Genomic DNA, 14,588 nt, shown 5'->3' with positions numbered 1-14,588 from the left:
GCGACGGGGCGTCAGCGCGACTGCTGCGCCGGCACGCCCATCGAGTCGTCGTTCGGCAGCGAGGCCGCGGCGACCGCGGCGCCCGTCAGCGTGGCCAGCATCTCGCGGACGTTGGTCAGCTGGGCGTTGATCGAGTCGCGGCGGTTGGTGAGCGCCGCCAGCTCGCGCTCCGACTCGCTGCGGACCCGGTCGGCCTTCGCGTTGGCGTCGGCCACGATGTCCTCGGCCTGCCGCTGCGCGGTCTCGATGGTCTGCCGGGAACGGCGCTCCGCGTCGGTGCGCAGCTTCTCCGCCTCCAGGCGGAGCTGCTCGGCGCGGTGCTCGATCTCGGCCAGCCGCTTCTCCGCCTTGGCCTGACGGGCCGCCAGGTCGCGCTCCGACTGCTCCCGGCGCTTGGCCAGGTTGGTCTCGAACTCCAGGGCGGCCTGGGCGGCCTTGGTGCGGGTCTCCTCGAAGAGGGCGTCCGCCTCCTCGCGCTTGTTCTGCGCGTCCTTGTTGGCCTCGGCCCGCAGCTGCGCCGCGTCCGACTTGGCCTTGTCGACGATCCGCAGACCCTCGTCCTCCGCCTTGGCCTTGCGGTCCTTGGCGTAGTTCTCGGCCTCGGTGCGGACCTGCTGCGCGGCGGCCTCGGCCAGCTCGCGGTGCTGCTCGGCGGCGCGGTGCGCCTCGTCGCGCAGGTCCTTGGCCTCCTCCTCGGCGAGGCGGAGGATCTTCTCGACGCGGGCACCGAGACCGGCGTACGAGGGCTCCGCGTCGGTGACCGCGGCCTGGGCCGTCTGGGTCTCCAGGTGGAGTTCCTCGATGCGCTTCTCCAGCGCGCTGATCCGGGAGAGCGCGCTGTCTCGGTCGGCCACCAGCTTGGCGATCCGCTCGTCGACCTGGGCGCGCTCGTACCCACGGCGTACCAGGTCGAAGCCGTGCGGGGAGTGACTGTCGCTCATGGGATTTCTGGGCTTCCTGTCGTCAAACCGCTGAGATGGTTGAGGGAATCCTGACACGGTACCGGAGTGTCAACGGCGAAACGCCGTCGGTTCGCGGACAATGTCCGCTCAATCGGGTGGCGCGCCCCCGGAGCGATTGCCCGACGACCGCGGAGAGCCCACTCCGGCACCTGCCTTGGGCCCTCCGTCCTTCTTGCTTCCCCCGTTGCCGTGCACCGCCGGAGCGGGCGCCTCGAACGCCTCCAACGCCGACAGCACGTCCTGGACCCGAGAGATCTCGGTGTTGATGTCCTTGCGCCGACGGACCAGTTCGTCCAACTCCCGCTGGCCCTCGTCGGTCACGCGCTTGGCCTCGGACTTCGCCTCGGCGAGCATCCGCTCCGCCTCCTCGGCCGCCAGCCGCACCTGCTCCTCGGCGTCCGAACCGGCCCGGCGGACGCGCTTCTCGGCCTCCTCGTCGGCGCGCTTGAGCCGCGACGCGGCCTCGTCGGCCGCCGCCTCCAGCTGCTCCTCCGACTCCATCTCGGCGGCCTTGAGCTTCGCCTCCGCCTTGATGATCAGCGCCTCGGCGCGGGTGGTGGAGTCCGCCAGCTTGTTCTCGGCCTCCTTGAGCAGCGTCTCCGCCTTGCGCACCGCGGAGATCCGCACCCGGCCCGCCTCCGCGGACGCCTCCGAGGTCAGCTCGGACGCCCGCGCCTCGGCCGCCGCGATCAGCTCCGCCGCCCGCTCCTCGGCCTCCGCGACCTGCGCCTGCGCCTGCTCCTCGGCCTCGGTCAGCTGCTCCTGGGCCGCCGTCACCAGCGCGTCCACCCGCTCGCCGGCCGACTTCATCGCCTGCGCGTTCTCCTTGCGGGCCCGCTCGTGCAGCGCCTCGATCTCGGCGTCGGTGCGCTCGCGCAGCTCCTCGGCCCGCTCGCGGATCGCCGTGGAGTCCCGCCGGGCCTCCGACAGCAGCGCGTCCGCGTCCGAACGGGCCTTCTCCACCCGGGCCTTGCCCTGCGCCTCGGCCTCGGTGCGCAGCCGCTCCGCCTCCTGGCGGGCCGCCGACACCATCGCGTCGGACTGCTCCTCGGCCGCCGCGGCCACCGCCAGCGCCTCCGCCTGGGCCTGCTCGCCGAGCTGCTCGGCGTCCGCGAACGCCCTCTCCAGCACCGACTTCGCCTGCTCGCGGGTCGCCCTGTCGTACGACTCGGCGGCCTCCCGGGTCTCCCGGTCGAAGGACTCGGCCCGGCGGCGGATGTCCGCGTCGAACTCCTCCGCCAGCGTCCGGGTCGCCAGCGCGTACTCCTCGGCGTCCGACCGCAGCGCGGCCGACCGCTCCTCGGCGTCCGCCAGCGCGGACGCCGCGAGCTCCTCCGCCTCGGCCAGCACCCGCTGCGCGGCGGCCTCCGCCTCGGCGCGCTGCTGCTGCACGAACTCGGCCACCGCGGCCCGCAGTTCGGCGCTCTCGCGCTCGGCGGCGGCCCGCAGCTCGCGGTCGTACGCCTCGGCGGCGGCCCGCAGTTCGGCGCTCTCGCGCTCGGCGGCGGCCCGCAGCTCGGCGATCTGCCCGGTGGCCTTCTCGTGCATGCCCGCCACCGACTGGCGGACCTCGGCGGCCTCCTGCTCGGCCGCCGCGACCAGCTCGGCGGCCCGCGCCTCGCCGTTCGCCCGCAGCTGCTCGGCGGCGTGCTCGGCCCGCTCGCGCAGCTCCGCGGTCTCCCGCTCGGCGGTGGCCCGCAGCTCGCGGTCGTACGCCTCGGCGCTCTCGCGCAGTTCGGCGCTCTCCCGCTCGGCGGCGGCCCGCAGTTCGGCGCTCTCGCGCTCCGCGACGGCGCGCAGCTCCGCGGTCTCCCGGTCGGCGACGGCCCGCAGCTCGCGTTCGTACGCCTCGGCGGCCTCGCGCTGCTCGGTGGTCTCGCGGTCGGCGGCGGCGCGCAGTTCGGCGGTCTCCTGCTCGGCGACGGCCCGCAGTTCGCGTTCGTACGCCTCGGCGCTCTCGCGCAGCTCGGTGGTCTCCCGCTCGGCGACCGCCCGCAGTTCGGTGGTCTCCTGTTCCGCGGCGGCCCGCAGCTCGCGGTCGTACGCGTCGGCCTCCTCGCGCAGCCGGGCCGCCTCGGCCCGGTCGGCGGCGGCCTCGGTGCCCAGTGCCGCGGCGTCCGTGCGGGCGGCGGCCAGGGCCTGCTCGGCCTCGGCGCGCACCCGCCGGGCGTCCTGCTCGGCGTCGGCGCGGGCCCGGGCGGCGTCGGTGGCGGCGCTCTCGCGCAGCGCCGCGGCCTCGGTGCGGGCGGCCTCGCGGACCTGCTCGGCCTCGCCGTCGGCGGCCTCCCGGATGGCGGTGGCCTCGGCCAGCTTCCCGGCGGTCAGCGCCTGGTCGCGCTCCAGGTCGGCACGGGCGGCCTCGCGGGCGGCGGCGGCCTCCTCGCGCAGGGCCAAGGCGTCGGCCTCGGCCCGTTCGGCGACCGCGCGGGCCGCCTGCTCGGCCTCGGCGCGCGCGGCCCGGCCGGCCTCCTCGGCCTCGGCGCGGTGGCGCTCGGCCCACTGGGCGGTGTCGGCACGCAGTGCCTCGGCGGCGGCGTCGGCCTCGGCGCGGACGGTGTCGGCCGCGGCGGCGGCCCGCTCGCGCAGTTCGGCGCCGTCCCGTTCGGCGGCGGCCCGGGTCTCCTCGGCGGCGGCCTCGGCCGCGGCCAGCTTCTCGGCGCGGGCCCGCTCGGCGGCGGCGGTGATCTTCTCGCCCTCGGCGCGGGCCCGGGCCAGGGTCTGCTCGGCCCGGCCCTGGACGGCGGCGGCCTGCTCGCGGGCCTCGGCGCGCAGCCGCTCGACCTCCTCGCCGGCGCCGGAGCGCAGCGCGTCCGCGTCGGACTTGGCGCTGGTCAGCAGCTCCTCGGCCTGCTTGGCGGACTCCTCGATCTGCACCGCGGCCTGTCGGCGGGCCTCGGCCCGGACCCGTTCGGCCTCGGCCTCGGCGGCGGAGCGCTGCTCCTCGGCCTGTTCGCGGGCCAGGGCGGCCTCGGCCTGCATCCGCTCCAGCTGCTCGCGGATCGAGGCGGCGTCCTCCATGGCGGCGTTCTGGGCCTGCTCGACGGCCTCGCGGGCCTGCTCCAGCAGGGTGCCGGCCTCGGACTTGGCGTGCTCGACCAGCCGGTCGGCCTCGGCGGCGGCCTCGCCGCGGGTGGCCTCGGCGTCGGTGCTCGCCCGGGCGAGCACCTCCTCGGCCTGCTTGGCGGCGCGGGCCAGCCGCAGCGCCGCGTCCTTGGCGCCCTCGGCGCGGCCGGCGTCCTCGGCCTCGGCGCGGATCCGTTCGGCCTCGGCGGCGGCCTGCTCGCGCAGGCGGGCGGCCTCGGCCTCGGCGGCGGCCCGGCGTTCGGCGATCTCCGCCTCGGCCTCGGCGCGCAGCTGGGTGGCGACCGACTCGGCGGCGCCGCGCAGGCGCTCGCTCTCCTCGCGGGCCGCGGCCTTGGCGGCGTCCGCCTCGGCCTGCACGGTGGCGGCGGCGGAGCGGATCAGGTCGGCCTCGCGGGTGGCGGCGGCCACCATCTTGGCGATCTCGGCGCGGGCGGTGGCGGAGCGCTGCTCGCTGGCGGCGGCGCCGTCGGCGACCTTGCGCTCGGCCTCGCTGGTGGCCTCGGCCTGCAGGCGCCGGGCGGCGGCGGTGGCCTCCTCGCGCATCCGGGCGGCCTCGGCGCGGGCCCGCTCGGTCTCGGCCACGGCCTCGGCGCGCAGCCGCTCTATCTCGGCCTGGGCGCCGGCCAGGGCGGCCTCGGCGCGCTCCTGGTCGGCGAGGGCCTGCCGCTTGAGGGCGGTGATCTCGGCCTCGGCGGCGGCGAGCTTCTGCTGGGCGGCGGCGTGCGCGCCGGCCAGCTCCTGCTGGGCGGCGGTGAGGGCGGCGGCGCGGTGCTCCTCGGCCTGGGCGCCGGTCTGCTGGGCCTGCTCGGAGGCGGCGCGCAGCAGGCGTTCGGCGTCGGTCTGGGCGCGCAGCAGGGCGGCCTCGGCCTGGGCCTGGGCCTCGCCGCGGGCGGCGTCGACGTCGGCGGCGGTCTGGGCGCGGGCCTGGTCGGCGAGGGCGGCGGCCTCGGCGCGGACGGCGGCCATCATCCGGTCGGCCTCGGCGCGGGCCTCCTGGAGCAGGCGCTGGGCCTCCTGCTCGGTGCCGGCGCGGGTCTGCTCCGCCCAGTTGACGTTCTCGTTGACGTGGCGCTCGGCGGCGGCCCGGAACTCGGCGAGCTCCTCCTCCAGCCGGCGGCGCCGGGCGTTGAACTCGGCCTCCAGCTGGGCGGTGCGCTCGGCGGCCTCGGCCATCATCCGCTGGGTGGCGGCCTGGGACTCGCGCAGCTGGCGCTCGGCGTCCGCGCGCAGCGCCTCGGCCTGCATCTCGGCGTTGCGCAGGACCTGCTCGGCCTGGCCGGAGACGGAGTCGAAGGCGCGCGGCTGGGCGAGCTGCCGACGGGCCTCGTGCAGCTTGGCCCGGAGCACCTCCACCTGGTAGGCGAGGTCGTCGGCGTGCTCGATGGTCTTGTCCCGCTCCTTGCGGGCCTTCTCCAGCTCGGCCTCGAACTTGGAGAGGTGATCCTCAACCTCGTAGCGGTCGTAGCCCCGCACTCCGCGGTCCCATCCATCTCCTGGTCGCGTCCTCGACCGGGCCGTTCCGCTCCGTGGTCCACGGGCGGATCGGTTGGTCCTTGCAATCGCTCCACCGTCCGGGTGGACTCCTGAGCGACATGGTGCCTCTGGAGAATGGTGACAGATCCGAACGGCGACCGTCCGGCCGTGCCCGCGTCGTGGACTCCCCTGCGGTGCGCGGACCGGTGGTACCAGCGCACCTGGGCATTGTAGTGGGAGCCGCTCCCGGGGGAATGGGGGCGAGGTCCTTTTCGGAAGTTACCGGCCGGTTCGTTACCGGCCGGCCCGCCCCCGGACCCGCTCCGCACCGGAACCGGTCAGTGCGCGGAGGGGTCCGCCGCGGTGACCAGCTCGGTCAGCACGCCGCCGCAGTCCTTGGGGTGCAGGAAGGTGATCCGCGAGCCCATCGACCCGCGCCGCGGCTCGTCGTACAGCACCCGCACGCCCTTGCCGGCGACCGCCGCCGCGTCCGCGTCCACGTCGGCCGTCCCGAAGGCGATGTGGTGCACGCCCTCGCCGTTCTTGGCCAGCCACTTGGCGACCGTCGAGTCCTCCCGGGTCGGCTCCAGCAGCTGCAGGTAGGAGGCCCCGCCGTCCCCGGTGTCGTTGATCTTCAGCATGGCCTCGCGGACGCCCTGCTCCTCGTTGACCTCGGTGTGGAACACCTCGAAGCCGTACGTCGAGCGGTAGAACTCGACCGTCCGGTCCAGGTCGAAGCAGGCGATGCCGATGTGGTCGATGCGGGTCAGCACGGTGTCCTCCGGAAAGGGGTGGGACGGCGAGGGATGGCACCCAGTGCAGCGCATCCCGCCGACCGGGCGCCAGCGGGCCGCGCTGCGAGCCTGCTCACACGTTCCTGCGCGGTTCCGGCACGGTGTTCACTGGAGGGTGCCAGTAGCGCTGATCACATCACCGCGGCGGTGACGCAGAGGTGACCGATCAGTACATTGACGGCATCCCCGTACCCTCTGGTCCGACGCGCGAAGGGGCTCGTCCATGACTACTTCTGTGATCGTCGCAGGTGCCCGTACCCCGATGGGCCGGCTGCTCGGCTCGCTCAAGGGCTTCTCCGGCGCCGAGTTGGGCGGCTTCGCGATCAAGGCGGCGCTGGAGCGGGCCGGGATCACCGGCGAGCAGGTGCAGTACGTGATCATGGGCCAGGTGCTCCAGGCCGGTGCGGGCCAGATCCCGGCCCGGCAGGCGGCGGTCAAGGCCGGCATCCCGATGAACGTCCCCGCCCTGACGATCAACAAGGTCTGCCTCTCCGGGCTGGACGCGATCGCACTGGCCGACCAGCTGATCCGGGCCGGCGAGTTCGACGTGGTGGTGGCCGGCGGCCAGGAGTCCATGACCAACGCCCCGCACCTGCTGCCCAAGTCCCGCGAGGGCTTCAAGTACGGCGCGATCGAGATGCTCGACGCGATGGCGCACGACGGCCTCACCGACGCCTACGAGAACATCCCGATGGGCGAGTCCACCGAGAAGCACAACACCCGGCTCGGCATCGCCCGCGACGTGCAGGACGCCATCGCCGCCGCCTCCCACCAGCGCGCCGCCAAGGCCCAGGCCGACGGCGTCTTCGAGGCCGAGATCGTGCCGGTGGAGATCCCGCAGCGCAAGGGCGACCCGGTGCTGTTCAGCCAGGACGAGGGCATCCGCGCCGACACCACCGTCGAGGGCCTGGCCCGGCTGCGCCCGGCCTTCAGCAAGGACGGCACCATCACCGCCGGCACCTCCTCGCAGATCTCCGACGGCGCCGCCGCGGTGGTGGTGATGAGCCGGGCCAAGGCCGAGGAGCTGGGCCTGAGCTGGATCGCCGAGATCGGCGCGCACGGCAACGTCGCGGGCCCGGACAACTCGCTCCAGTCCCAGCCGTCCAACGCGATCAAGCACGCCCTCGCCAAGGAGGGGCTGGCGGTCGGCGACCTCGACCTGATCGAGATCAACGAGGCCTTCGCGGCCGTCGCCCACCAGTCGACGAAGGACCTGGGCGTCAGCGACGAGATCGTCAACGTCAACGGCGGCGCGATCGCGCTCGGCCACCCGATCGGCATGTCCGGCGCCCGCGTGGTGCTGCACCTGGCGCTGGAGCTCCAGCGCCGCGGCGGCGGGGTCGGCGCGGCCGCGCTGTGCGGCGGCGGCGGCCAGGGCGACGCGCTGATCGTCAAGGTCCCGGCGCAGGGCTGACCCAGGACCCCAGGACCCCTCAGGACCCCCGCCAAGGCCGTGTCATCCGGCCCTGGCGGGGCGTCCGTCTTTCTGCTGCGAGGAGCAAAACCCGATGGCCGATGTGGCGACGCTGGTCGAGCAGGCCCGGCAGGGCCGTCCCCGGGCGGTGGCCCGGCTGATCACCCTGGTGGAGAACGCCGCGCCCGAACTGCGCGAGGTGATGGCGGCCCTCGCCCCCTACAGCGGACGGGCCTACACGGTGGGCCTGACCGGCTCGCCCGGGGTGGGCAAGTCCACCTCCACCTCGGCGCTGGTGAGCGCCTACCGCAAGCTCGGCAGACGGGTCGGGGTGCTGGCCGTCGACCCGTCCTCGCCGTTCTCCGGCGGGGCGCTGCTCGGCGACCGGGTGCGGATGCAGGAGCACGCCACCGACCCGGAGGTGTTCATCCGCTCGATGGCCACCCGCGGCCACCTCGGCGGCCTGGCCTGGGCCGCCCCGCAGGCGCTGCGGGTGCTGGACGGGGCGGGCTGCGACGTGATCCTGGTGGAGACCGTCGGCGTCGGCCAGTCCGAGGTGGAGATCGCCGCGCAGGCCGACACCTCGGTCGTGCTGCTGGCCCCCGGCATGGGCGACGGCATCCAGGCCGCGAAGGCGGGCATCCTGGAGATCGGCGACGTGTTCGTGGTCAACAAGGCCGACCGGGACGGCGCGGACGCCACCGCCCGGGAGCTCAACCACATGCTCGGCCTGGGGGAGTCCCGGCAGGCCGGCGACTGGCGCCCGCCGATCGTGAAGACCGTCGCGGCCCGCGGCGAGGGACTGGACGAACTCGTCGAAGCCCTGGAGAAGCACCGCGGCTGGCTGGCCGAGACCGGCGAACTGGACGCCCGCCGCCGCCGCCGGGCCGCCCAGGAGGTCGAGGCCATCACCCTCGCCGCCCTGCGTGCCCGGATCGGCGACCTGCGCGGCGACCGGCACCTCGACGCCCTGGCCGGGCAGGTCGCCGCGGGCGAGCTCGACCCGTACGCGGCGGCCGACCGGCTGGTGGCCGAACTGACCGGCTAGCGGGGGTCTGAAGACAGGCCCTAGCCCCGGCCGCGGAGCCCGCGCAGGTGCTCGGCGATCGGGGCCAGGGCCGCGTACAGCGCGTCCAGCTGCTCGTCGGTGAGCCGGTCGATGAAGTGCGCGCGGACGCTGCGGACGTGGTCCGGGGCGACCTTGCGCAGCGTCTCCCAGCCGTGCCCGGTCAGGTGCGCGTACAGGCCGCGGCGGTCGCCCGGGCACTCCTGGCGCAGCACCAGCCCGGCCGCCTCCATCCGGGTGATCTGGTGCGAGAGCCGGCTCTTGGACTGCAGGGTGGCGGTGGCCAGGTCGGTCATCCGCATCCGGCGGTCCGGGGACTCGGAGAGCACCACCAGGATCTCGTAGTCGTTGATGGCGAGGTTGTGGGTCTGCAGCTCCCGGCTCAGCTGGTGGTCGAGGAGCTTGCCGACCTCCAGGTGGGCGCGCCACAGCCGCTGCTCGCGCGCGTCGAGCCACGGGGTGTCCGCCTCCCCGCCCCGGGAGGGGGGGACCGCGGGCGCTTCGGTCACGGAGTCGTCCATGCGACCGAGTATAGCCGAAGTTGTTCAATGTTGTACGAATTCACATCCCGGGCCCCGGTCCCGGCCCGGCCGCCGGGCCGACCGCTCCGTCCACGGACAACCGCTGCCCCGCCTGGCCGAGTTGAGTCGGGCACGGCCAATTCCGGGACCGGAGTCAAACGGTGACACAGAGTTGGGCATAATCGCGCCCATGACGACGCCGAGCGCGCACTTCCATTCGATAGCCGACGGTATATACGCATGGCAGCCGCGGCAACGTGGTTGGGGCCTGGCCAACTGCGGCCTGGTCACCGCCGGCGGCTCCGCGCTGTGGATCGACACCCCGTACGACCGCACACTGGCCGGCGAGTTCCTGGCGCGCACCCGCGCCGTCCTCGCCCCCGGCACCGAGGTCGGGCGGATCGTGGTCACCCACGCCAACGGCGACCACCTGTGGGGCGCCGGCGTCCTCCCCGGGGCCGAGGTCATCACCACCCGCGAGGCGCTGCACCACATCGCCTACGAGCCGACCCCCGAGCAGCAGCACGCCCTGCTGCAGAACCTCGACCCGGGCGACGACACCGGCTCCTACCTGCACGAGCACTTCGGCTGCTTCGACTGGGCCGACACCCCGCCGGTCGTCCCCGACACCGTCTTCACCGGCGAGCTCGAACTGCGCGTCGGCGACATCCCGGTGCAGGTCAGCAGCCTCCCGCCGGCCCACACCAGCGGCGACCTGATCGTCCACCTGCCCACCCGCTCCACCGTCTTCACCGGCGACATCGTCTTCGGCTCCACCGCCGACCGGCCCGGCGACCACCCCGTGCACTGGGCCGGCCCGCTCGGCAACGTCATCGACGCCGTCGAGCGGCTGCTCGACACCGGCGCCGAGACGGTCGTCCCCGGCCACGGCCCGCTGCTCACCCGCGCCGACCTGCGCGCCCACGCCGGCTACCTGCGCTACGTCCGCGACCGGGCGCACGCCCTGCACGCCGCCGGCCTCCCGGCCGCCGAGGCCGCGCAGGCCGTCATCGACGAGGCCCGCTACCCCGAACTCGGGCTCCCCGAGCGGCTGCTGGTCACCATCGGCACCGAGTACCGGCACCTCGACGGCTCCCCCGAGCCCGCCATGCTGGAGGTCGTCGGCCGGATGGCCGGCCTGGCCCGGCAGCGCGCCCGCACCGCCTGAACCAGCGTCCCCCGCCCCAGCGACGACTCCCCCCGAGGACCCCATGGTCGAGATCGTGCTCGCCCTGCTGGCCGGTGCCGCCCTGACCGCAGGACCCCTGCTCTGGTCGGCCCGGCGCGCCGCCCGCACCGCCCGGGCCGCCGCCCGGCGCGCCACCGAGGCCGAGAACCGCGCCCAGGGCGCCGAAGTCCGGGCCCGGACCGCCGAGGAACGCGTCCGCACCGGCGAGGGGCGCACCCGCACGGCCGAGGGCCGGGCCCACGCCGCCGAGGCCCGGCAGACCCTCGCCGAGGCCCGACTGGCCACCGCCGTCCGCGAGTTCGCCCACCTCGCGCACGAACGGCTGCCCGCCGCCGCCACCGCGCTCACCCACCCCCGCACGCCCGTCCCCGGCCCGCTCGACACCGGCGCCGGCCAGGAGGAGCTGCACCGCGCCCTGGACGCCGTCCTGAACGCCGCCGTCCGGGCCGCCCTCGCCGAACGCGAACGCACCGACGCCGCCGCCCGGGCCGCGCTGCGCGGCGCCGCCTCCAAGATCCAGGCGCTGCTGATCCAGGTCCGCTCGCTGCTGGAGGAGATCCAGCTCTCCGTCGACGACCCCCGGCTGCTCGCCCTCGACTTCCGCAACGAACTCACCCTGCGCCGGGTGCAGTCCCTCGCCGTGCTCTCCGGCGCCTGGCCCGGCATGACCCGCGAGGACTCCCCGCTCGCCGAACTCTGCGTCGGCGCGCAGTCCCGGGTGGCCGGCTACGCCCGGATCGAGATCACCAACCACCTGCGCGAGCCCCGGCTCGCGGTGGCCGCCCGGGCCGCCGAACCCGTCGCCATCGCGCTCGCCGAGATCCTCGGCAACGCCACCGCCTACTCGCACCCCGAGACCAGGGTCGTGGTCTCCGTCGAACAGGGCAGCTCCGGCGCCCTGGTGGTGGTCGACGACATGGGCGTCGGCATGGAGCCCGACCAGCTCGAACGGGCCGGCGAACTGCTCGACGGCCAGGCCGAGGTGCTGCTCACCGAACTCGGCGACCCGCCGCAGGCCGGCTTCGCGGTGATCGGCCTGCTCTGCCGCCAGTTCGGCTTCGGCTGCCGGGTCGAGCCCTCCCCGTACGGCGGGGTCCGGGCCATCCTGCGGCTGCCCGCCGACCTGCTCACCCTGACCGACCCGACCGCCCCGCTCTCCGCCCTGGCCCCCCGGCCGATCACCCAGAGCGCCCCGGTGTTCGACGCGGGCGACGCGCTGCCGACCCGCAAGCGCCGCGCCCCCCGCGTGCCGCAGCAGGACGCCCCGTCCCCCCTCCCCGCCCCGGCGGGCACCACGCCCGACCGGGCCCGCAGCGCCTGGTCGGCGCTCCAGTCCGGCACCGCCGCCGGCCGCAGCGCCGCCGACCGCACCGCCCGCCCCGAAGGACCCGCCGCACCCGAAGGAGTCGAAACCCCGTGACCACCCCGCTCCGCCGCCACACCGAGGACCTCTCCTGGGTCCTCATCCCGCTGCTCGACCTGCCCGGCGTGCAGAACGCCGTCATCGCCACCGGCGACGGCCTGGTCACCGGCCACTCCGCCGACCTCGGCCGGGACGGCGCCGACCGGGTCGCCGCGATGACCGCCTCGCTGCACGCCGCCGCCCGGGCCTTCACCACCGCCTTCACCGGCGCCGAGAACGTCCGGCTCAACCAGACCGTGGTCGAGTCCGAGCACGGCTACGCCGTGGTCACCCCGGCCGGCGAGAACTCCTCGCTGGCCGTCTTCGCCCTCCCCGGCGCCGACCTCGGCACCATCGCCTACCAGATGCAGGTCCAGGTCGCCGCGCTCGCCCGGGCGCTGGCCAGCCCCGCCCGGGAGGCGAGCCACACATGAGCGAGCCCCGCCCCCAGGACTCGGACCCGCAGCGCCCGGACCCGCAGCGCCCGGACCCGCGGCGCCCCCGCCGCCGGCTGGTCCCGGCCTACCTCGCCACCCACGGCCGCGACGCCGCCGGCGGCGCCCTCCGCCTGGACCGGCTCAGCGTGCTGCACGCCGCCGCCGACCTCCCGGCCGGACTCGGCGGCGAACACCGCCAGTTATGGGAACTGGTCCGCCCCGGCGCGCTGACCCTCGCCGAGGCCGCCGCCCACCTCCGGCTCCCCGTCAGCGCGACCGTCTTCATCGCGGCCGACCTGGCCGAACGCGGCGCCCTGGCGGTCCGCGCGCCGATCCCCTCCGCCCAGCCGGTCAACCGGGACCTCGCCGAAAGGCTCCTCAGTGGACTTCGCGCCCTCAAGTAGCACCGCCACCGCCCCCGGTGACGGACCCCCCGGGGCCCCGGCCTACCTGCCCCCCACCGACCCGATCCTGATGAAGCTCATGGTCACCGGGCCGTTCGGGGTCGGCAAGACCACCTTCGTGCGCACCCTGTCGGAGATCCCGACCCTGCACACCGAGGAGACCATGACCGCGGCCGGCATCCCGGTCGACGACACCAGCCGCACCCCCGGCAAGACCGCCACCACCGTCGCCGTCGACTTCGGCCGGCTCACCCTGTCGGCCGGCGAGTTCGTCCTCTACCTGTTCGGCACCCCCGGCCAGCGCCGCTTCCTCCCGCTCTGGGAGGACCTCGCCCGCGGCGCGCTCGGCGCGCTCGTCCTGGTCGACACCCGCCGCCTCGCCGACGCCTTCGACGCCATGGACCTGATCGAGGAGGCCGGCCTGCCCTACGCCGTCGCGGTCAACCGCTTCCCCGACACCCCGCCGATCGCCCTCGACGCCGTCCGCGCCGCCCTCGACCTCGACCCCGCCACCCCGCTGGTCGAGTGCGACGCCCGCGCCCGCGAGGGCTGCGTCGACGCGCTGATCTCCCTCACCGAGCACGTCCTGGACCGCCTCCCCCAGGAGACCGCCCCATGACCCCCCGCACCGCCCTCTACGGGGCGCAGTTCGCCGCCGACCCGCACGCCCACTACGCCCGGCTGCGCGACCGCGGACCGCTCGCCCCGGTCGAACTCGCCCCCGGCGTCGACGCCTGGCTGGTCACCGACTACCACGTCGCCCTGGAGGTGCTGCGCGACACCGACACCTGGACCCGCGACCCGCGCCGCTGGCAGGCCACCCAGCCCGCCGACTCCCCGCTGCTCCCGCTGTTCGGCTGGCGCCCCACCGCGCTGTTCTCCGACGGCCCCGCGCACGCCCGCTACCGCCAGGTCATCACCGACAGCGTCGGCATCCTCGAACCCCACCTGCTGCAGCGCGACACCACCGCCGTCGCCGAACAGCTCATCGCCGAGTTCGCCGGCGCCGGCAAGGCCGACCTGCTCGCCCAGTACGCCTACCGGCTCCCGCTGCTCATCCTCACCTCCTGGTACGGCGTCCCCGACCCGGACATCGACCGGATCAGCACCGCGATGAACCGCTCCTTCGAGACCTCCACCGGCGCCGCCGCCGCGTACGCCGACCTGGTCGCCGTCATCACCGAACAGGTCGCCGACCGCCGCGCCGCCCCCCGGCACGACCTGATCTCCGCCTTCCTCGGCCACCCCGCGCGGCTCGCCGACGACGAGGTCGTCCGGCACATCACGCTCACCCTGATGGCCGGCCACGAACCCACCGCCAACCTGATCGCCAACGCGCTGCTGCGGATGCTCTCCGACGACCGCTACGCCGGCTCCCTGCACAGCGGCGCGATGACCGCGCACGACGCGGTCAACGAGGTGCTCTGGAACGACCCCCCGCTGTCCAACTTCTCCCCGCACTACCCCCGGCACGAGATCGTCTTCCACGGCACCGCGCTCACCCCCGAGCAGCCCGTCCTGGTCTCCTACGCCTCCGCCAACGCCCAGGCCGTGCTCACCCCCGCCGAGAGCGAGTCCCTCGGCGGCTCCTACGCCCACCTCGCCTGGGGCGCCGGCCCGCACCGCTGCCCGGCCCGCCAGCCCGCCGTCCTGATGGCCGTCACCGCCGTCGAGTACCTGATCAGCCGCCTCACCGACCTGCGGCTCGCCGTCCCCACCGCGGACGTCCTCTGGCGCCCGGGCCCGATCCACCGCGCGCTCGTCTCGCTCCCCGTGGAGTTCACGCCGCTGTAGGCCGCGGCACCGGGGCGGGGGGACCCGCTGCGCGCAGTCCCCCCGCCC

12 protein-coding genes are annotated in these 14,588 nt (G+C 75.4%); 8 read left to right on the top strand and 4 right to left on the bottom strand.

The window, feature by feature from the left end; all coding sequences use genetic code 11:
• Window positions 1-11 precede the first annotated feature (11 nt).
• From ACIP60_RS09085 to mce, 3 genes are all read right to left on the bottom strand, one after another.
• Complete coding sequence (locus tag ACIP60_RS09085; RefSeq protein ID WP_111554268.1) at window positions 12-941, bottom strand: cellulose-binding protein; 930 nt, start codon at window positions 939-941, stop codon at window positions 12-14.
• Window positions 942-1,049: 108 nt separating this feature from the next.
• The gene (locus ACIP60_RS09080) at window positions 1,050-5,519 is read right to left on the bottom strand and encodes a hypothetical protein (protein ID WP_400681755.1); all 4,470 of its coding nucleotides are present in this window, start codon (window positions 5,517-5,519) and stop codon (window positions 1,050-1,052) included.
• Window positions 5,520-5,857: 338 nt separating this feature from the next.
• Complete coding sequence (mce, locus tag ACIP60_RS09075) at window positions 5,858-6,292, bottom strand: methylmalonyl-CoA epimerase (RefSeq protein WP_400681754.1); 435 nt, start codon at window positions 6,290-6,292, stop codon at window positions 5,858-5,860.
• Window positions 6,293-6,536: 244 nt separating this feature from the next.
• Between mce and ACIP60_RS09070 the strand changes: the two genes are divergently transcribed.
• Together ACIP60_RS09070 and meaB are read left to right on the top strand one after the other, a co-directional pair.
• Complete coding sequence (locus tag ACIP60_RS09070) at window positions 6,537-7,727, top strand: acetyl-CoA C-acetyltransferase (RefSeq protein ID WP_400681753.1); 1,191 nt, start codon at window positions 6,537-6,539, stop codon at window positions 7,725-7,727.
• A 94-nt stretch (window positions 7,728-7,821) separates the two neighbouring features.
• On the top strand, window positions 7,822-8,775 hold the full coding sequence (gene meaB, locus ACIP60_RS09065) for a methylmalonyl Co-A mutase-associated GTPase MeaB (protein WP_400681751.1): 954 nt from the start codon (window positions 7,822-7,824) through the stop codon (window positions 8,773-8,775).
• A 20-nt stretch (window positions 8,776-8,795) separates the two neighbouring features.
• Here meaB and ACIP60_RS09060 read toward each other — a convergent pair whose 3' ends face one another.
• Complete coding sequence (locus tag ACIP60_RS09060) at window positions 8,796-9,314, bottom strand: MarR family winged helix-turn-helix transcriptional regulator (protein WP_199846981.1); 519 nt, start codon at window positions 9,312-9,314, stop codon at window positions 8,796-8,798.
• A 190-nt stretch (window positions 9,315-9,504) separates the two neighbouring features.
• On the opposite strand from ACIP60_RS09060, the gene ACIP60_RS09055 reads away from it, so the two are divergent.
• The 6 genes from ACIP60_RS09055 to ACIP60_RS09030 all read left to right on the top strand — a co-directional run bounded on the left by ACIP60_RS09055 (window position 9,505) and on the right by ACIP60_RS09030 (window position 14,540).
• Window positions 9,505-10,482 carry an MBL fold metallo-hydrolase gene (locus ACIP60_RS09055; RefSeq protein WP_400681750.1) on the top strand — a complete coding sequence of 326 codons (978 nt, stop codon included), beginning with the start codon at window positions 9,505-9,507 and terminating at the stop codon, window positions 10,480-10,482.
• A 43-nt stretch (window positions 10,483-10,525) separates the two neighbouring features.
• Window positions 10,526-11,923 (top strand): ATP-binding protein, encoded by a 1,398-nt coding sequence (locus ACIP60_RS09050; RefSeq protein ID WP_400681749.1) that lies wholly within the window; start codon window positions 10,526-10,528, stop codon window positions 11,921-11,923.
• Entirely contained in the window at window positions 11,920-12,339 is a 420-nt protein-coding gene (locus ACIP60_RS09045; protein ID WP_100836320.1) for a roadblock/LC7 domain-containing protein, read from the top strand. The genes ACIP60_RS09050 and ACIP60_RS09045 overlap by 4 nt, the downstream gene beginning before the upstream one ends.
• Complete coding sequence (locus tag ACIP60_RS09040; RefSeq protein ID WP_400681747.1) at window positions 12,336-12,746, top strand: DUF742 domain-containing protein; 411 nt, start codon at window positions 12,336-12,338, stop codon at window positions 12,744-12,746. Before ACIP60_RS09045 ends, ACIP60_RS09040 begins: the two co-directional genes overlap by 4 nt.
• A gap of 70 nt (window positions 12,747-12,816) precedes the next feature.
• The gene (locus tag ACIP60_RS09035) at window positions 12,817-13,365 is read left to right on the top strand and encodes a GTP-binding protein (protein ID WP_400681744.1); all 549 of its coding nucleotides are present in this window, start codon (window positions 12,817-12,819) and stop codon (window positions 13,363-13,365) included.
• Window positions 13,362-14,540, top strand: a complete 1,179-nt coding sequence (locus ACIP60_RS09030; protein ID WP_400681742.1) for a cytochrome P450 — start codon at window positions 13,362-13,364, stop codon at window positions 14,538-14,540. Before ACIP60_RS09035 ends, ACIP60_RS09030 begins: the two co-directional genes overlap by 4 nt.
• The last annotated feature ends 48 nt before the right edge of the window (window positions 14,541-14,588 follow it).

Source organism: Kitasatospora sp. NPDC088783 (assembly GCF_044750705.1).
GTDB lineage: Bacteria > Actinomycetota > Actinomycetes > Streptomycetales > Streptomycetaceae > Kitasatospora > Kitasatospora fiedleri.
This window is presented reverse-complemented; position numbering and strand designations above follow the sequence as displayed.